12 protein-coding genes and 1 other RNA gene are annotated in these 19,380 nt (G+C 33.4%); 5 read left to right on the top strand and 8 right to left on the bottom strand.

The genetic code is table 11. The annotated features are described in order from the left end of the window. Position 1 precedes the first annotated feature (1 nt). Positions 2-1,306, bottom strand: coding sequence for a cytochrome ubiquinol oxidase subunit I (locus IE051_RS02605; protein WP_189359205.1), 1,305 nt, complete (start codon positions 1,304-1,306; stop codon positions 2-4). A 258-nt stretch (positions 1,307-1,564) separates the two neighbouring features. Between IE051_RS02605 and IE051_RS02600 the strand changes: the two genes are divergently transcribed. After that, positions 1,565-3,553, top strand: coding sequence for a protein-disulfide reductase DsbD family protein (locus IE051_RS02600; RefSeq protein WP_189359203.1), 1,989 nt, complete (start codon positions 1,565-1,567; stop codon positions 3,551-3,553). A 36-nt stretch (positions 3,554-3,589) separates the two neighbouring features. After that, positions 3,590-5,080, top strand: coding sequence for an aminotransferase class V-fold PLP-dependent enzyme (locus IE051_RS02595; protein WP_189359200.1), 1,491 nt, complete (start codon positions 3,590-3,592; stop codon positions 5,078-5,080). Between the two features lie 14 nt (positions 5,081-5,094). On the opposite strand, the gene IE051_RS02590 is transcribed toward IE051_RS02595, so the two are convergent. Then, a complete protein-coding gene (locus IE051_RS02590; RefSeq protein ID WP_189359198.1) occupies positions 5,095-6,129 on the bottom strand; it encodes a glutaminyl-peptide cyclotransferase in 1,035 nt (344 codons plus the stop codon). A gap of 88 nt (positions 6,130-6,217) precedes the next feature. On the opposite strand from IE051_RS02590, the gene ffs reads away from it, so the two are divergent. Together ffs and IE051_RS02580 are read left to right on the top strand one after the other, a co-directional pair. After that, positions 6,218-6,316: signal recognition particle sRNA small type (gene ffs, locus IE051_RS02585), an RNA gene on the top strand. Between the two features lie 130 nt (positions 6,317-6,446). Next, positions 6,447-7,250: an SDR family oxidoreductase gene (locus IE051_RS02580; protein WP_189359196.1), complete on the top strand. Its 804-nt coding sequence runs from the start codon at positions 6,447-6,449 to the stop codon at positions 7,248-7,250. A gap of 2 nt (positions 7,251-7,252) precedes the next feature. Here the strand turns inward: IE051_RS02580 and IE051_RS02575 are convergent, their stop codons facing one another. Continuing rightward, positions 7,253-8,671: a TlpA family protein disulfide reductase gene (locus IE051_RS02575; protein WP_189359194.1), complete on the bottom strand. Its 1,419-nt coding sequence runs from the start codon at positions 8,669-8,671 to the stop codon at positions 7,253-7,255. A 171-nt stretch (positions 8,672-8,842) separates the two neighbouring features. Here IE051_RS02575 and IE051_RS02570 point away from each other — a divergent pair, with 171 nt between their 5' ends. After that, positions 8,843-10,468, top strand: a complete 1,626-nt coding sequence (locus IE051_RS02570; RefSeq protein ID WP_189359192.1) for an ABC-F family ATP-binding cassette domain-containing protein — start codon at positions 8,843-8,845, stop codon at positions 10,466-10,468. Between the two features lie 65 nt (positions 10,469-10,533). Here IE051_RS02570 and IE051_RS02565 read toward each other — a convergent pair whose 3' ends face one another. The 5 genes from IE051_RS02565 to IE051_RS02545 form a co-directional block, all read right to left on the bottom strand. Then, entirely contained in the window at positions 10,534-10,770 is a 237-nt protein-coding gene (locus IE051_RS02565; RefSeq protein ID WP_189359190.1) for a DUF2007 domain-containing protein, read from the bottom strand. A gap of 98 nt (positions 10,771-10,868) precedes the next feature. Continuing rightward, positions 10,869-13,295, bottom strand: a complete 2,427-nt coding sequence (gene pheT, locus IE051_RS02560) for a phenylalanine--tRNA ligase subunit beta (protein ID WP_189359188.1) — start codon at positions 13,293-13,295, stop codon at positions 10,869-10,871. A 76-nt stretch (positions 13,296-13,371) separates the two neighbouring features. Further along, positions 13,372-13,842 carry a hypothetical protein gene (locus tag IE051_RS02555; protein WP_189359186.1) on the bottom strand — a complete coding sequence of 157 codons (471 nt, stop codon included), beginning with the start codon at positions 13,840-13,842 and terminating at the stop codon, positions 13,372-13,374. 70 nt (positions 13,843-13,912) lie between these two features. After that, positions 13,913-16,324 carry an alpha-ketoacid dehydrogenase subunit alpha/beta gene (locus IE051_RS02550; RefSeq protein ID WP_189359184.1) on the bottom strand — a complete coding sequence of 804 codons (2,412 nt, stop codon included), beginning with the start codon at positions 16,322-16,324 and terminating at the stop codon, positions 13,913-13,915. 171 nt (positions 16,325-16,495) lie between these two features. Continuing rightward, complete coding sequence (locus tag IE051_RS02545) at positions 16,496-19,339, bottom strand: metalloprotease (protein WP_229796701.1); 2,844 nt, start codon at positions 19,337-19,339, stop codon at positions 16,496-16,498. Positions 19,340-19,380: the final 41 nt, after the last annotated feature.

Below are 19,380 nucleotides of genomic sequence, written 5' to 3'. Positions count from 1 at the left end.
ATTAGGCTAGTTTTGCTTGATTAAGTGATTTAATCTGACGTATCATAAGCCACGTGACCGCAACCGTTAGTACCCCGTAAAGTATTATATACATATAGAAACTATATATCATTCCCGGCATAGGGGTAACAGCATCTTTTGTTTTCATGATATTATGTATAATCCAAGGTTGCCTTCCAACTTCAGTAACAATCCATCCAGCTTCAAGAGCAATAAAACCCATAGGAGCAAGTATTGAAAATAACAACCAAAAGCTTTTGTTTTTCCACCAACTCATTTTTTTTAAACTGATAAAAAATAGAAACCCAGCAAGCATCAACAATGTGCCAACACCAACCATTGTTTGAAAAGCGTAATGCACTATAGATACTTTAGGACGAACATCTTTAGGGTAATCTTTTAAGCCTTTCACCTCGGCATTAAAGTCTCCAAATGCTAAAAAAGACAAGGCTTTGGGGATTTCAATTTTATAGGATACTTTTTCCTTCTCGTCATCAACTAAACCACCTATGTAAAGTGGTGCTCCTTTTTTTGTTTCGTAATGCGCTTCCATAGCCGCAAGCTTTACAGGTTGTCGCTTAGCAATATCTTTTGCAGAAAGATCGCCACTAATGGGTTGTAAAATGGCTGCAATTGCTCCAAATGTAATGGCTATTTTGAAGGCTTTTTTATGTAAAGCTACTTGACGTTTCTTGTAAATTTGATAAGCATGAATTCCAGCTACAGCAAACCCTGTAGCTGTAAAAGCCGCTAAGGTCATATGCAAGGCCTGTGTGAACCAAGCAGGATTTAATAAGGCTTGTACCGGATCAATATTTAAAAATTCACCATTAACATAATCAAAGCCAGAAGGCGCATTCATCCAGCCATTAGCAGAAACCACTAATATACCAGAGGCTACACCTGATAGGCCTACTATTATACCTGTAAACCAATGAAATTTCTCAGAAATTCTACCCCAGCCATATAAGTAAAAACCAAGTGCTACGGCTTCAACAAAAAATGCAGCGCCTTCTAATGAAAATGGCATACCTATAATAGGACCAGCATGTTTCATGAATTCTGGCCATAGTAGTCCTAATTCAAAAGATAATGCCGTTCCTGAAACGGCACCTACCACAAAAAAAATAGCAACACCTTTTTGCCAAGATTTTGTGAGTTTCAAGAAAATGGGATCCCTTGTATTAAGCCATTTTTTATGCGCAATAATCATAAAAAAAGGCATGACCATACCTATACAGGCAAAAACAATGTGAAAAATAAGCGTAAATGCCATTTGTAATCTAGCAGCATCTAAATTATCCATAATTAAGGCGTTAATGTGGTTACACAAAGATACTTCATTAAGCTTATTTGGGGGGGTAATAAAACTTTTAGATTATGAAAAGTTTAACATATTTTTCGTTGGGAAAATGACCTTTTATTGACTCTTTATCAAAGGCAAAACAATCTTTATTTTTACATTTGCTTTTTATTATATGGTTTATAACCAGCTAATGAATACGCGAAGTAAAATCCCTGTATTGGCCTATAAAATTGGAACCCTGTTAAATTAAAAAGCATTATGAAAAAGTTATTGTTATTAGTCATGTTAATTTTTGGTGTTAAGGGGTTTTCACAAATATTGGATCCAGTAAAGTGGACCACTTCTGTAGAGAAGATTTCTGATACTAAATACAAACTATTAACCCAGGCATCCATTGAAACGGGTTGGCATTTGTATTCCCAAGATGTGCCCTTAGACGGACCTATCCCTACCACCTTTACATATCAGTTAAATGAAGGGTTTACGCGGTCAGGAATTACAATAGAAGAGGAAGGCCATACCGTTGATGATCCTGTATTTCAAATGAAAATTAAATTTTTTGAAAATTCTGCAACTTTTGAACAGGTCGTGGAAGGAACGGATAATTTTAATGAAATAAAGGGCACCGTAGAGTTTATGGTATGTGATGATACACGCTGTTTGCCTCCTACTGAAGTTGATTTGGTTTTTAAATTGAATACTTCGGGTTCTTCAAATGATTTGGAACAGGAGCAACATACAATTTCAGATGCCGATAATGATGAAATAAATAATTTGCTTTATGGTATGGTGCCAAATGATATTAAATTAACCAATAAGACTTCAGTTAAGAAGAAATCATTATGGACCATTTTTGGATTAGGGTTTTTAGGAGGTTTGTTGGCCTTGTTAACACCTTGTGTATTTCCTATGATTCCTCTAACCGTTAGTTTTTTTACTAAGAAAGGGGGAACGGATAGAAGTTCAGGAATTTCAAAAGCCATTATTTACGGCTTTTTTATATTATTGGTTTATTTAATTTTGAGTATTCCTTTCCATTTACTGGATTCTATTAATCCGGATATCTTGAATGAAATTTCAACTAACGTATGGCTAAACATAATATTTTTTGTGATATTCGTGTTTTTCGCTTTTTCCTTTTTCGGGTACTATGAACTTACGCTTCCTGCGAGTTGGACTACTAAAACAACTCAAGGCGAGAACGCTGGCGGACTTATAGGAATCTTTTTTATGGCGCTTACTCTGGCCATTGTATCCTTTTCATGTACAGGTCCAATTTTAGGGTCATTATTAGCAGGGTCATTAACTGCCGATGGCGGTGCATGGCAACTTACTGCGGGAATGGCTGGTTTTGGCGTGTCGCTTGGATTGCCCTTTGCACTGTTTGCAATGTTTCCGAACATGATGAATGCCCTACCAAAATCAGGGGGTTGGTTAAACACTACAAAAGTAATTCTAGGCTTCTTAGAATTAGCACTTGCTTTCAAATTCCTTTCAAATGCCGATTTAGTAGAGCATTGGGGTTTATTAAAAATAGAACCATTTTTAATCCTTTGGATTATTATTTTTGGTGGATTGGCCTTATATCTTTTTGGAAAACTCAAGTTTCCTCATGATTCGCCTGTTACTAAGCTTTCTTTTTTTAGAATTTCTGGAGCTATTCTTGTGACAGCATTCACTATTTATTTAATTTCTGGGTTTCGCCTTAATAAGGAAACCAATACCTTTTCATCTTTAACTTTATTGAGTGGTTTGGCGCCTCCCGTGGGTTATAGTTGGCTTTATCCAAGTGAATCAACCAATAATCTCAATACATTTAAAGACTTAAAGGCAGGCTTGATTTACGCCAAAAAGGTTAATAAACCTGTAATGATTGATTTTACAGGTTATGCTTGTGTAAATTGCAGAAAAATGGAGGAACATGTATGGTCCATTGATAGGATTGATAAATATCTAAGAGACGAATATGTGCTTATTTCTCTATATGTGGATGATAAAAAAGATCTTCCGGAGACCCAGCAAGTTGAAGTTAACAGAGTTAATGGGGGCAAACGTTTACTCATTGATTATGGGCATAAGTGGGCGAATTTTCAAACGCAGTTTTTCAAGTCAAACTCCCAACCTTATTATGTGTTATTTGACGCTAATTCTAATGAAGTTTTAACTGAGCCTGTTGGATATACTCCTGATGAAGACGAGTACGCCGCATTTTTAGAAAAAGGATTGCAAGCCTTTAATAAAAAATAATTCATACATTTAAGGAAAACACCATTTTTAGGATATATGAATTCATTAGATAAAGAGGTATCACATTTAGAAACATATTTTAGTTCATTTAGGACTAATATTATTGGGGTTGATCAATATTTTGAAGGACCTTATGGTACAAAAAAAGTGATATATGCTGATTGGACGGCTAGTGGAAGACTCTACAAGCCTATTGAGGATAAAATAACTAATGAAATTGGTCCTTATGTAGCAAATACCCATACTGAAACTTCAATTACAGGTAGTGTGATGACTCATGCTTATCACGATGCCAGACATATTATTAAAAATCATGTGAATGCTTCAAGTGAAGATGTTTTGATTACGGTAGGTACTGGAATGACTGGAGCTATAAATAAGTTTCAGCGTATATTGGGGATTAAGTTAAATGAAAACTTGAAGGACAATACGGTAATTCCAGAAGATAAACGTCCTATTATATTTGTTTCTCATATGGAGCACCATTCTAATCAGACCTCTTGGTTAGAAACGATTGCCAGAGTAGAAGTCATTCCATCAAATGAAAATGGCTTACCATGTATTGACGGATTAAAGAAGCTAATTGATCAACATAACGATTGCCCCATAAAAATTGCTGCTATTACTGGTTGTTCTAATGTGACTGGTATTAGAACAAATTACCATGATGTTTCTAAAGTTATGCATCAAAATAACGGCTTATGCTTTGTTGATTTTGCTTGTTCTGCGCCTTATGTATCCATCGATATGCATCCAAAAGATGAAGATGAATATTTAGATGCCATAACCTTTTCTCCACATAAGTTTTTGGGAGGTCCGGGGTCCTCAGGCGTTTTAATATTTAATAAAAAATTATATAAAAACTTAGTACCTGATAATCCAGGAGGGGGTACGGTTAATTATACAAACCCTTGGGGAGATCATGATTATATTGATGATATTGAAACAAGAGAAGATGGTGGAACTCCAGGGTTTCTTCAGGCTATACGAATAGCTCTATCTATTGAGTTGAAAGAGAAAATGGGTATTCAAAACATTCTGGATAGAGAACATGAATTGAATGCAATAATTTTTGAAAGATTAAGTAAAATTGAAAACCTTAAAATACTAGCTCCAAATCATAAAGATAGGTTAGGAGTGTTTTCATTTTTTATTGAAGATGTACATTATAATTTAATAGTGAAACTGCTGAATGATCGTTTTGGCATACAAACACGAGGGGGATGTTCTTGTGCAGGAACCTATGGTCATTATTTGTTGAATGTTGATGAGTCAACTTCTAAATCAATAGAAGAAAAAATTCTAGAAGGCTGTCTGATAGAGCGCCCAGGCTGGATTAGAATGTCTATTCACCCTACTATGACTAATGATGAGATAATTTTTATTTGCGATGCCATAAAAGAGGTTGCTTCAAATTATAAACTTTGGATGACTGATTATGAATATAATGGAGCAAAAAATGAATTTATTCATAAAGGTAACGACAACATTGAAAAAGGCATCATACAAGATTGGTTTAAACTTTAAATTAAGTTCTCAATCTATTTTTCTATAATCTCCACTTCAAATAATTTATCCCAACGTTTACCAGTAATAAAAATGGTTTTAGTATTGGGATTGTAAGCAATACCATTCAATACATCTAGGCCTTTATGTTGCGTAACTTTTGATTTTAATGGAGTAAAGTCAATGACGCCTTCAACAGCGCCATTATTAGGATTAATAATAGCTACTCCATTTTTTTGATAACGATTAGCGTATATTTTTCCATTGACCCATTCCATTTCATTAATACCTACAATTTTACCTTTGTTTGTATATACTTGAATATATGATTCTTCAACCAAAGTATCTTTATTTAATAACCATATGTTTTCGGTGCCATCACTTTTGTAAATCACGTTATCATGATTACATAGGCCCCAACCTTCTTTGCTATTTCCATACTTGAAACTGCTAAGCTTCTCAAAAGTATTCACATCATAGACAAAGCCGGTACCTTTTTGCCATGTAAGTTGATATATTTTATTGTTAAGTATGGTTAACCCTTCACCAAAGTATTCGTCTGATAAATTGATATTTTTTAAAACCTCACCCGATTTATAATTAACTTTTCGGAGTTTAGATTCTTTATATTGTCCGGTACTTTCATAAAGCGTATCATTATAAAATTCTAGTCCTTGTGTGTAGGAAGTAATATCATGAGGATATTCATTAATAATGTTATAGGTATATACTTTAGGCAATGCACTGTTTAAAATGGTTAAGGCCGTAGTGGTTTGTTGGACTTCATTATTAAAATAGATAGATGCTTCAATACTATGTTTTCCTAACTTCATATTTTGTAAAGAGGCCTGCTCATCAATTCTATTGCCATCTAAAATATAGCTGATAGAATCAATTTTGTGATTTTTTTTGTTCTCAATGCTCAGTTTTAGTGTTTCATTATTAGAAATATTCCCCTTAGTAGCGTTAGTTTTAATGGAAAAATCACTTTTTTTCTGGCCAGAGTTTGATCCACATGAATAAAGAAATATTCCTAAAAATATGATTGCTAGATATTTGAATGTATTCATTTTTGTTTTTTAGTTTAAAGCAATATATTTATTTAAAATCGGTTTAAAAAATCATTGTGATAATTTTAAAAGATTGTATCTTTGCAGCCGGCAAGTCCTACACAACCAGCTCCTGTTGAATCCTCCAGGTCGGGAACGAAGCAAAGGTAAATGGTCGTAGCGGTGTGATGTAGGTAGCTTGCCTTTTTTTATACAATAAACTCAAATCTTGAATGCCTTTAAGCATCAGGATTTTTTAGTTTTTTGAATGTTCTAATTCGTACTAACCTAAAGGTAAATAACGTATTTTTAAACAATTTAATATTTATATCTAAGTTATGTCTAAAGTGGTTTTAATTACAGGCGGTTCCTCAGGAATTGGTAAGTCTATAGGCGAGTTTTTAGTAGATAAAAAGTTTATCGTTTACGGAACCAGTAGAAATCCAGAAAAATATAAGGGGAGTAAATTCCCCATATTACCATTAGATGTTAAAGCTAATACTACTATTATTAGTACAGTAAATGCCATTATTGAAAAAGAAGGTAGGCTAGATGTTGTTATAAATAATGCGGGTGCAGGAATAACAGGACCCATAGAAGAAATTCCAGAAGAAGAGATTAAGAATAATTTTGAAACCAATTTCTTTGGACCGCTTAATGTTATAAAGGCCGTTCTGCCGCAAATGCGTAATCAAAATTCCGGACTTATTATAAATATAACCTCTATTGCTGGGTATATGGGATTGCCATATCGTGGTGTTTACAGTGCGAGTAAAGGTGCCCTAGAGTTGATTACTGAGGCTTTTAGAATGGAACTAAAAGATTTTAACATTGAAATGACTAATATTGCTCCAGGCGATTTTGCAACCAATATTGCAGCGGGTAGATATCATGCACCATTACTAAAAGACTCTCCGTATAAGAAACCCTATGGTAATACTCTGGATTTAATGAACACCCATGTTGATCATGGTAGTGATCCAAACCTCATGGCTAAAGCGGTGTACGATGTGATAAATACGCCTAAGCCTAAAGTGCATTATAAGGTGGGCGAATTTATGCAGAAGTTTTCTATTGTTTTAAAACGCATATTGCCTAGTAAAGTTTATGAAAAACTTCTGATGAATCATTATAAACTTTAAAATTATCTATTAATTAAACCAAGAAGTTGCTTTTCAAAATATATTGAGAAAATATTGGTGTTACTATTAACTATTTTCTTTTGTTTATCAATTATTAAAGTTTTCGTCATGGGATGCACTGCAAAAACTTCAGAGGCTTCTTTAGGGTACTTGAATTGATATTCATTTGTTTGATCAAATTGATGCCCTTCCAATATTTTTTTAGACTTACTTACACCGTATTGGTCCACGTTAATGACTAGAAATCTTACTTCGGGGTATTTCTCTTTTAACTCCTTTAATTTGTAATGACTTTCCCTGAAGTGCTCGTAGTAGGTGTTTGACCAAAACGTGATTACGGTAGGTTGATTTATTAATGAACTTAAATCCAGTTCATTCTTATTGTAGTCAATCAGTTTAACCATTGGAATATCAGCCCCTTCCTTCAAACTATTAATTGATTTAGTATATCTGGTCATCATTTTTTTTCCATCTTCATTAGAAGACTTATCTATGTAAGATTGTAAAATCGCATTATTGAATTCTTCATTTTTACTTCGCGATAAGTACTTCATTGTAAAGTGAAATAATAAATCATTTTTAATGGTTTCATTACTTACCAAACTGTCTATTAACTGCAATCGGTCTAAATTATAACATAAAGACTTTCTGTTAAAAGATTTCGTAGTGGCATGTTCATCATGTGTTTCTAAAGAAAGGTTGCTAAAATGGTGTCTTAAAAAAGAGTTGTAATTATGGTAACTACTTAGCGATTCATCATTATAATTAATGTCTTTCCTATAATCATAAAAGTCACTAGGTAGTGACGCTAGAATAACCGCTTTATTTTTGCCATAATGCACAAAAGGATATACTTCTTTATTGGAATAGTAGCTGTAATTAATATTGGATAAGGCAATTTTTTCGAAAAGAGGAGAGAACTCATGCTTACTAATCAGCTTGTTAAAATCTCTAATCTTTCTGGCCTTTATAGAGTCCACATGATTTTGATATGTTTCTGGGTTCAGCTGACATAATCGCACTATATGGCGTTCCTCTTTTTCATTTTCAAGAAAATCATTAATTAGATAATTGTTTTTTTTGTCCCCATGCCCTGAGAAAACTAATGATTCATCAAAATCTAAAGTGTTTAATCTAAAAAGCACACTGTCCTCTGGTTCAATTAAAATCATTTGAAACTCACCACCATGCCTAAAGGTGTGCATGCCCTCATCTAATTTTTTTATTTTATAATGAAATCTGTTTCTTCCATCAAGTTTTATAGTGTCAATTATGGTTTTATCTTTGGATAATACAATATAATTTGTGCTTGGATTTATAATTTCTCCTCCTATGTAGGCATAATTAACCGCCGTTTTGTTGTCTTTTTTACAACTAAAAAACGTTATTATAATCAATATAAATGAGAGATAAAATTTCATTGGTTCTGTTAGGAAAAATTATATAAACAAAAGTATACGTTGTAATTAAAAACTCCTGTTAAGGCGTTGTTAAAACTTATAATCTCATAATTATCGTACTCAAAAAATTGATGTTCTATGTTTCGTCTTACCATATGATTTAATTACTTTTGCAAAAAATAAATATAAAATATGCTATCAGTATCTAATCTGTCTGTTCAATTTGGTAAACGCGTACTATTTGATGAAGTCAATACTACTTTTAATAATGGTAATTGCTATGGTATTATTGGAGCCAATGGTTCTGGTAAGTCTACATTTTTAAAGATAATATCTGGTAAACAAGAGCCAACTTCAGGTCATGTTTCTTTAGAATCCGGTAAGCGTATGTCAGTCTTAGAACAAAATCATAATTTATATGATGAGCATACTGTATTGGAAACTATTCTAATGGGGAATAAGCCTTTGTTTGAGATTAAGACAGAGATTGATGCACTTTATGCAGATTATTCTGATGAGAATGCTGATAAGATAGGGGAGCTGCAAGTTCGATTTGAAGAAATGGATGGTTGGAATGCCGACAGTAACGCCGCTTCAATGTTGTCCAATTTAGGTATTAAGGAAGAGTTTCATTATACATTAATGGCTGATTTGGATGGTAAACAAAAAGTTCGCGTATTGTTAGCTCAGGCGTTGTTTGGTAATCCTGATGTACTTATTATGGATGAGCCTACCAATGATTTAGATTATGAAACCATTTCTTGGTTAGAGAATTTCTTAGCGAATTATGATAATTGTGTCATCGTGGTGTCGCATGACAGACACTTTTTAGATGCTGTTTGTACACATATTTCTGATATTGATTTTGGGAAAATTAACCACTTTTCTGGTAATTATACATTTTGGTACGAATCTTCTCAGTTGGCAGCAAGACAGCATGCACAACAAAACAAAAAGGCTGAGGAGAAAAAGAAGGAATTAGAAGAATTCATTCGTCGTTTTTCTGCTAATGTTGCAAAGAGTAAACAAGCAACCAGTAGAAAGAAAATGATTGATAAGCTAAATATTGCTGATATTAGAAGAACCAGTCGTAGATATCCTGCTATTATTTTTGAAAGAGAAAGAGAAGCCGGAGATCAAATATTAAATATTGAAGGGTTGGCTGCTTCTATTGAAGGCGAAACATTATTTAAAAATATTGATTTAAATTTAGCTAAAGGGGATAAGGTTGTTGTGTTCTCGCGAGACTCCAGAGCTACCACTGCATTTTATCAAATCTTAAATAATAAAGAAAAAGCAGATTCAGGTAAATTTATGTGGGGTGTCACTACAACGCAATCGTATTTACCACTTGATAATAGTGAGTTTTTTGATAATGAATTGACTTTAATTGACTGGTTGCGTCAATGGGCTACCACCGAAGAAGAACGTGAAGAGGTTAATATTAGAGGGTTCTTAGGAAAAATGATTTTTAGTGGAGAAGAGGCCTTTAAAAAATCTTCCGTACTTTCAGGAGGGGAAAAAGTGAGATGTATGTTATCTCGAATGATGATGATGCGTGCTAATGTGTTGCAGCTAGATGAACCAACAAACCACTTAGATTTGGAGAGTATTACAGCATTTAATAATTCATTGAAAAATTTCAAAGGAACAATTTTGTTTACTACGCATGATCATGAGTTTGCACAGACCGTTGCAAATAGGGTCGTGGAGTTAACACCCAACGGAATTATTGATCGTTACACAACTTTTGATGAATATATGCAAGACAAAAAAATAAAGGAGTTACGTGATAAGATGTACGCCGTAACAGCCTAAATAAAAACACTCGCAGGTCTATTATTTTCCTGCGAGTGTTTTTTTTCAGTAGAAAAAATGACTTTCTATTCCTGTAATTCTGATTTAAAAGTATTTATCACATCTGTCGCCTTTTCTAGTTCATCTTTATGAATATAAACTTGCTTAAAAAGTGAGTTTGATGTTCCAAATATAGGCAGTAAACCAGAATCTGTTTGATCTTTAAGGACAGGTATAATGTCTATTTTTTCAAGTTCAGCCACCATACGTTGAACAATTATGAGTTCGCCCGTATAAATTTTTACATAATTAGAATCCTTCATGACTTTAAAGTTTACTTAAATATACGAATTTTAAAAATGAAAAAGACCTGATTAGCAATAAACTATCAGGTCTTTTTATATAGTTATAAGGCAATATCTTATCTCAATTCTGCTCCAAGCTGTTTTTCAAAATTATTTTGAAGCTTGGTCATGATTTTATCAATTTGTTTATCATTAAGCGTTTTGTTTTCATCTTGTAATAAGAAACTAACGGCATAACTCTTTTTTCCTTTTGGTAGGTTTTTACCTTGATAAACATCAAATAAGTTTACGTCTTTCAGTAATTGCTTTTCACTTTGTTTCGCGATTTTGTAGATAGCTTCAAAAGCAATGTCCTCATTCAGTAGTAAAGCAAAATCACGTCGTACTTCAGGATACTTTGAAATAGGTTTAAACTTTATTCTATGATGTTTAATGATATTTAAAATACCATCCCAATTAATATCTGCATAAATCACATCTTGACTGATGTCAAAATGTTTAAGAATAGGCTTTTTTACCAAACCAAAATCAACTAAATTGTTTTTACCTAAGCCAATAGACAAGCCTTCAGAAAACAAGTCATTATTTATCGGAGTTTCACTATATCTTGAGATACCCAATCGTTCAAGAATCGAAACAATATGGCCTTTCATTAAAAAGAAATCACTCTTTTTATTTTGGGTGTGCCAGTTTTCAAAATTTTGATTACCCGTTACAAAAAGCGATAGGTGTTTAAATTCTTCACGTTTATCCTTGTAGTTATGGTACGTTTTTCCGAATTCAAAGAATTTTAAATCAGCCCGTTTTCTGTTAATGTTAAAAGAAATAGATTCTAAACCAGAAAACAGTAATGACTGACGCATAACGGACAAATCATTACTTAAAGGGTTTAACATAGTTATATTATGCTCATCTTTTAGTTGCTCACTAAGCGCTATATAGTTTGGTGTTGTTAGTGAATTAGAAAGAATTTCATAAAACCCCTGGGAAGCTAATTGATTTCCAACAACGTTTTGGATTTTATAATCCTCAAAGCGGGATGTAGTTGATATGGATGCATTTAACTTTTTAGTTGTTTTTACATTATTATAACCATAAACCCTTAGGATTTCTTCAATAACATCTGCTTCTCTTTGCACATCATTTCTGTAGGCAGGAACGGTTAATCCTAAACCTGCTTCAGTAACATTGTTAACTTTGATATCTAATGAAGATAAAATCCTCTTTATAACCTCTCTAGGTATTTCTTCTCCTATTAACTTCTTAGCGTTTTCGAAACTTAAACGCACTTCAAAATCTTTAATTTTTTTAGGATAAATATCAATAATATCACTGGTAATTTCTCCACCAGCAATTTCTTGAATAAGCAAAGCAGCACGTTTTAGGGCATACTCAGTAATATTAGGATCGATACCGCGTTCAAACCTAAATGAGGCATCCGTATTTAAGCCATGACGTTTTGCTGTTTTTCGAACGCTAACAGGATTGAAATAGGCACTCTCTAAGAAAATATTAGTCGTGTTTTCAGAAACTCCCGAATACTCACCACCAAAAACACCTGCAATACACATTGGTTTTTCAGCATCACAGATCATTAAATCATCCTCGTGCAATTCACGCTCAACGCCATCAAGCGTAGTGAACTTAGTGCCCGCTTCTACCGTTTTTACCTCAATTTTATTGCCTGATATTTTAAAGGCATCAAAAGCATGAAGGGGTTGTCCTAGTTCATGCAATACATAATTAGACGCATCTACAATATTATTTATAGGACTTAAGCCTATAGCTTTTAGTCTATTTTGCAACCAACTTGGAGATTCTTTTACTTTCAAGCCGGTAATTGTTAAACCACAATAGCGTGGTGCGAGGTCCTTATTAATGACGTTAACATCCATTTTTAAGGTTCTGTTTTCAACTTGAAAAGCACTTACCGAGGGTGTGATTAATTCTAAATTGATGTCTTTTTGAACTAAACCAGCTTTTAAATCACGAGCAGTACCTAGATGACTCATGGCATCAGCTCTATTAGGCGTTAGGCCTATTTCAAAAACATAATCATTTTCTATATCGAACAGATCGGCGGCTAAGGTGCCTATTTTAACCTTATTATCTAAAACAAGAATACCTTCATGAGAATTTCCTAAACCCAATTCATCTTCGGCGCAAATCATGCCATGGCTTGCTTCTCCTCTTATTTTTCCTTTTTTGATGGTCCATGATTCTCCCTCGTCAGTATATAGGGTAGTTCCAACAGTAGCTACAGGAACTTTTTGTCCAGCTGCTACATTTGGTGCCCCACAAACAATTTGCAATGGAGATTCTTCACCAATGTCAACGGTAGTGATCTTTAATTTATCGGCATTAGGATGTTTAATACAAGTAAGTACTTCTCCAACAACAACGCCTTCTAATCCCCCTTTAATGGATTGATATGGCTCTAAACCTTCTACTTCAAGACCTAAATCAGTAAGTAATTCACTCGTTTGTTCTGGTGTCCATTCTGTTTTTAAAAACTGTTTTAACCAGTTGTATGAAATCTTCATAAATTATTATCCTATTTATAGCCTGCAAAGATAAAATATTGCTTCAAGCATTCAAACAATGGCGTACTAATTATAGTTATAAATCTTCAAGAATGAGATTGTAGTCGTATTGTAAATCTTCGTGTAAGTTATTAATGATTTTTTTTGAAAGTACTATTTGTCTTTGATAGGTGTTTTGTAATTGTGTACTCCCTGAAATACTAGGTTGAAAGTGTTTGAGCTTTTTACAAAAATAGAGTAGAAGTTCTACTTCAGTTTCCTTATTTTGGGAATATCGTATAAACTTCTTAACGTTTCTAAGAATTTTTCTCACACTTTTTCTTATGTAAAAATAACTAGCTCTATTTATTGATTCAAACTCTTCATCCATATAGACTTTGATGCCGTCTATATAACCAGTTTCGTTATATGATTCAAAAAGTAAATAGGTGAGTAGTTCTTTGTTTTCCTTTTTAAAGCGGGATAGCCTAAGACAGAGTTCTTGGATTTCTGTGGTTGAAAGTGTATTTAGTTCTTTTTTAATTTCCCTTAACGATACAGCTTTCATGAATTTTTCTTGTTTCTAGATAAAAAGGATATTATTATTTGTGACCACTACCAAGTTTTTAAATAAAAGCTTATCTCAGTTTAGGATAATTACTAGGATTAAGCTCATGCATCACATCATAAATGGCTTCAAAAATGTCTTCTGCCGATGGTTTAGAAAAATAGTCACCATCATTTCCATATGCCGGCCTGTGTGATTTTGCAGTAAGGGTTTTAGGTGCACTATCTAAATATTCAAACGCATTTTGTTGGTTTAATATTTTATCTAAAATGTATGCAGACGCCCCACCAGGAACATCTTCATCAATAATCATTACCCGATTTGTTTTAGAAATACTTTTTACAATATCATGGTTTAAATCAAAAGGTATTAAAGATTGCACATCAATAATTTCAATATTGACACCCACAGCTGATAATTCCTTAGCAGTTTCTTCAACTATGCGCAGTGTAGAACCATAGGAAACCACTGTAATATCTGATCCCTCTTTAATCGTTTCTACTACACCTATAGGCGTTTTTAGGGCACCTAAGTTGTTAGGCATTTTCTCCTTTAATCTATATCCATTAAGACATTCTACAACTATTGCAGGGTCATCACCCAATAAAAGCGTGTTGTAAAAACCGGCGGCCTTAGTCATGTTTCTTGGAACTAATAAATTAACTCCCTTTGCTAAATTTAAAATACCTCCCATTTGAGAACCAGAATGCCATATGCCTTCTAATCTATGGCCTCTAGTTCTAATGATTAATGGTGCTTTTTGTTTGCCTTTTGTCCTATAATGCGTTGTTGCTAAATCATCACTTATAATTTGAATGGCGTAAAGGATGTAATCTAAGTACTGAATTTCGGCAATGGGTCTTAGACCACGTAATGCCATGCCTATACCTTGACCAATAATAGAAGCTTCTCTAATGCCTGTATCAGCAACTCTTAATTCTCCATATTTTTCTTGTAAACCTTCTAATCCTTGATTGACATCGCCAATATTACCCGTATCTTCTCCAAAAATTAAAGCTTCTGGGTAGGTGTTAAAAATAGTATCAAAATTATCACGAATTATTATACGACCATCAACTTGTTCAGCATCATCATTATACGTTGGTTTTATTTCTTGAATACGTATGTTAGAACGCTGCGTTTCAGAATATAAATGAGAACTAAACTTAGGTTGATTGATGGTAAACATATTGTTTACCCAGTCATGAAGTTTTATCTTGTCCTCAAACGTTTCGCCTATAGTGTATCTTAATATTTTTCTAGTGTTAGATAAAAGGTCTTTTCTTGTAGGCTCATCAATCTTAGTAATATGATCTACAATTTTGTTGATAAACACACCGTTAACACTCTGTTTGGCTACCTTTTTTAATAATGGAATGATATCCTGTTGCTCCTTTTTAATAGGCCGCATAAACGTATTCCAAGCATTTTTTTTAGCTTGTCTTATGTCACGCTTGGCAGCTCTTTCAATTTCGGTAAGTACTTCATTAGTTGCAATATTGCTTTCAATAATCCATTCCCGCATTTTTTTATTACAATCATGGTTGGCTTCCCATTCTAAGCGTTCAGCACTTTTATAGCGCTCATGAGATCCAGAAGTAGAATGACCCTGAGGTTGGGTTAAATCTAAAACATGAATAATCACAGGGACGTGCTCTTCTCTAGCAATAGCTGAAGCTTCTTGATAGGTTTCAACTAAATTGGCATAATCCCATCCTTTGACTCTAAGAATTTCAAAACCTTTGTGGTCTTTATCTCGTTGAAAGCCTTTTAAAATTTCAGAAATATCTTCTTTAGTTGTTTGATGTTTGGCATGAACCGAAATACCATATTCATCATCCCAAATGCTGATTACCATAGGTACTTGCAGTACCCCTGCGGCATTAATGGTCTCAAAAAATAAACCTTCACTGGTACTTGCATTTCCAATGGTTCCCCAAGCAACTTCGTTACCTTTTTTAGAAAAATTAGTCTTGTTAATACCTTTTACATTTCTAAAAATTTTTGAAGCCTGGGCTAATCCTAAAAGCCTTGGCATTTGGGCGGCAGTAGGAGAGATATCTGCGCTAGAATTGTATTGCGCCGTTAAGTCTTTCCAACTACCATTATCATTTAAACTATGCGTAACAAAGTGACCTCCCATTTGTCTTCCAGCAGACATAGGTTCTAATTCTAGATTGGTATTGGCATATAAACCGGCAAAAAATTGTTCGGGAGTCAAAGCACCTATGGCCAACATAAACGTTTGGTCTCTATAATAACCAGACCTCCAGTCGCCTTTTAAAAAGGCTTTTGCCATGGCTAATTGCGGGACCTCTTTACCATCTCCAAAAATTCCAAATTTGGCTTTTCCTGTGAGTACTTCACGTCGGCCAAGGAGACTGCATTCTCTACTTATAACTGCAATTCTATAATCATTAATAACTTCTGCTTTAAAATCTTCGAATGATAAGTTGTCTTTCAAGTTAGTTACGGTTTGCATAGTTGGAGATGCTTTTTTTGCTCATGCAAAAGTAGGTAAAGTTTGGCTTTTTTACAATTATATGGTTGTTTAAATAGTTAGTAATAATTTAAAATTACACTAAATACCCTGTTTTAATTGAAGAATTTTCAGTTAAAACGTATAAAAACTAATAATTGTCAATTTTTGGAGCTAGAACCAGCGACGTCTGAATAGCCCTAAAAGCGATTTTGGATCGAGGGTAAAACGGAATCTGATACTCTGGGCATAATTGGGTAACCCCATTTCCCATCCAAGATTAGAGTAAACAGGCAGGTAGATTTCGAAATAGTCAGTTACCAAATCGATTCTAATACCTGAATCATACACAAATTTTGGTGATACCGTATTGTTTTTCACTAAACCAATATCGCCATAAAGTAAAATATACCTCCAAAGTGTGGTACTAGCATTAAGTGTTGACATCCATTGATTGGCAAATCCAGGGTCTAATTTTGATTTAAATCCACCTTCTGCCGGAATGTATTGCTGACTAAATAAACCTGAAGATTCTGAACGTCCTAAATAATTATAGTCAAAAAGATAATCTGTAGGTCTGTCTAAGGCAAAACTGAAATAATCTGAATTAGGGTCTGTTTTATTTGATAAGAAAGCGCCAGCATAAAAGCGCAAGTTTAATTGACTGTTGTTTTCAAACAGATGTCTGTATTCATAGTTAAATGCTAATTTGCTGAATTCTTTACTCAATTGAAAATCTGTATACCATCTATTATATGTAATCAGGTTGTCATTGGAGTGTATATATCTTGCGTTAAAAACCCCGTAGTTAGGCTCGTCTGATGTAAGAACGTTGGTAATATCCTTGTCTCTATGTATGTCAACGTATCTAAATAGTATGGTTTTATTCTTATTGGATCTGTAATCGGCATTTTCTCGAAACTGAAATGTTAAGACAGGTGTTACTTTTCTAACAAACAAATCTTCAGCATATGAACTATAACCAGCCCCAATTCCATATCTAATACTATATAAATCTTGATTTTCGAAATAATGAGTGTTTAAAACTGATAATGATCCCGTTAAAGCATTAGAGCCAATAGAATACTTAGGTGCTATTTTATAATTAAAGCGTTTTTTTAGTAGGGTTTTGTTGTAAGCTTTAACACCTAAAGTTAGACCGTCATATATATTATTAAATTCAATAATGGGCATTAAAAACACTTGATTATAATAGGGGTCTTCAAGGTCTTTAAAAAGGCGAAATTGCAATGGTTTGTTGTTGAAAAAAAATCCTTTCAGTGATTTCCAATTGTCTCTTAAATTGATTTCCGGAATCTTATTATTGTAGTTTAACACCAGTTTGTTGGCCTCTTTTCTTGCTATTGTAACGGTCTTTTCATTGCCTATATTTTCAACCCATACTTTAGAAACTATACTGTCGTTTTCTAAGGCATACAAAGAAACAGGCATGTTATTGTTGCGCTTGTTTTTTATGGTAATTGTTATAGAATCCTCAGTTTTGATAACATCCTTAATTTTGAAGTCTATCTTTTTGCTGGTATCTAAATAGTCATTGAAAAACCAATTGATATCTTTTTCTGTAAGCGATTTTAAATACTTTTCAAAAGCTTGTGTTGATGTTGGCTTTAGCTTATTGTCTCTAACAAAAGATTCCAAACCTTTTTCTACAATATCTTGATTAACAAAGTCATCAAGGTATCGTAACCCAACTCCAGCCTTATATTTGTTGGCAATATTCCTATTGAATTTTAGTAATGAATCTGTTGGCTTTGTGAGTTTTTGGTCTCTATTGCTTCTAGCCATAATCATATAGGCTAAGATGTATTTATCGTTAAAATCCATCTCGGCAGCATGGAACGACCTAATTAACCATGTGTCTGAAATGGATCCTAAAAACTTCATGTCCGGATAAAAGGTCTCCACATATTTCATAGCATAAAATATTTGAATACCATCAATGAGCCATTGCTCTGTTCTAGGGTTTATTAGGAGAGTATTCTCCAAATAGTTATGTAAAGCAATTTTTAATATTTTAAGTTCATATTGAAAATTGTTAGGGTAGGGTTTGATGAATTTAGGTAGAAAATTTAATCCGTAAATGGGGTCTTTTTCGTAATCTATCTGGGATAATAATAAGGTCTTGTGTGGATATTTACCAAAGTTATTAGTAATAAATTTAGTCGTTTTTTCTAATATTAGAACCTTATCTATGAGGCTTATACCTTCTGAATTTATGTCTGAAACAATTTGTAGTTCATCACCTTGAATAGTTTTGTATTGAGTTCTTTTGCTTAAGAATAATTTGTTGGTATTTCTGTTTTTTCCACTTAAAACAACTACTTGATTATCATTAATTTGTGTAGATTTACTTAAATTTAAATCTGAAGTCAATTTGTAATTTGTGGGATATTCTAATTTTATCGAAACATCCGATTTTGGTATGTATAAATCATCCAAGTTTTTGTTGCTGTAATAGTGCCATGTACCGTCATAAACAGCAGGGGTGATATACCAATATCTTAAGTTTAAATCGCCATTAGTTTTAAGGCCATAGCCTGTGAATTTGGCATTGGGTACCTGAACCAAATACTCTAACTGCAAAGTGTAGCTACTATTAGGCTGTAATGTTTCATTTAACTCAACCTTGATGATATCGGTTTGGTTTTTAAGTCTCTCAAAAGTAACATCACTATTGTTTTGTTTTATTGAAGTAATGACCGAAAAACCGCGGTCTTTGTTTTTGGCAAGGTGAAAAGTATTGTTGTATTCTTCTGCTAATCTAACTGCTAAAGGCGTTTTCTTTGTAGAATAACTATTGTTCCAGTCGCTTAGATAGATTGATTTTAATGCTTCTTGTGAATCATTATGATATTGAATAGTTTGAGTTATTTTAATCTGTTTATTTTCAATATCAAATTTAGCTTGTAAGTCAATTTTGTTTTGACTGAAACTTGCATAACATATTAAAAAGAAAATAATACAATTAAAAAAACGTATTTTCAATTTCAAGAGCATATAGGGTTAATGTACTAATTTAAGGCGTTGCAATATAGTAA

This window comes from Algibacter mikhailovii (genome assembly GCF_014651495.1).
GTDB classification, from domain to species: Bacteria; Bacteroidota; Bacteroidia; order Flavobacteriales; family Flavobacteriaceae; genus Algibacter_E; species Algibacter_E mikhailovii.
Note: the sequence above shows the minus strand (reverse complement) of the source record. Positions and strands in the feature narration are given on the sequence as shown.

Coding starts and splice junctions, on each gene's coding strand:
- IE051_RS02605 (WP_189359205.1), bottom strand. CDS start 1,306: ATGGATAATTTAGATGCTGCTAGATTACAAATGGCATTTACGCTTATT.
- IE051_RS02600 (WP_189359203.1), top strand. CDS start 1,565: ATGAAAAAGTTATTGTTATTAGTCATGTTAATTTTTGGTGTTAAGGGG.
- IE051_RS02595 (WP_189359200.1), top strand. CDS start 3,590: ATGAATTCATTAGATAAAGAGGTATCACATTTAGAAACATATTTTAGT.
- IE051_RS02590 (WP_189359198.1), bottom strand. CDS start 6,129: ATGAATACATTCAAATATCTAGCAATCATATTTTTAGGAATATTTCTT.
- IE051_RS02580 (WP_189359196.1), top strand. CDS start 6,447: ATGTCTAAAGTGGTTTTAATTACAGGCGGTTCCTCAGGAATTGGTAAG.
- IE051_RS02575 (WP_189359194.1), bottom strand. CDS start 8,671: ATGAAATTTTATCTCTCATTTATATTGATTATAATAACGTTTTTTAGT.
- IE051_RS02570 (WP_189359192.1), top strand. CDS start 8,843: ATGCTATCAGTATCTAATCTGTCTGTTCAATTTGGTAAACGCGTACTA.
- IE051_RS02565 (WP_189359190.1), bottom strand. CDS start 10,770: ATGAAGGATTCTAATTATGTAAAAATTTATACGGGCGAACTCATAATT.
- pheT (WP_189359188.1), bottom strand. CDS start 13,295: ATGAAGATTTCATACAACTGGTTAAAACAGTTTTTAAAAACAGAATGG.
- IE051_RS02555 (WP_189359186.1), bottom strand. CDS start 13,842: ATGAAAGCTGTATCGTTAAGGGAAATTAAAAAAGAACTAAATACACTT.
- IE051_RS02550 (WP_189359184.1), bottom strand. CDS start 16,324: ATGCAAACCGTAACTAACTTGAAAGACAACTTATCATTCGAAGATTTT.
- IE051_RS02545 (WP_229796701.1), bottom strand. CDS start 19,339: ATGCTCTTGAAATTGAAAATACGTTTTTTTAATTGTATTATTTTCTTT.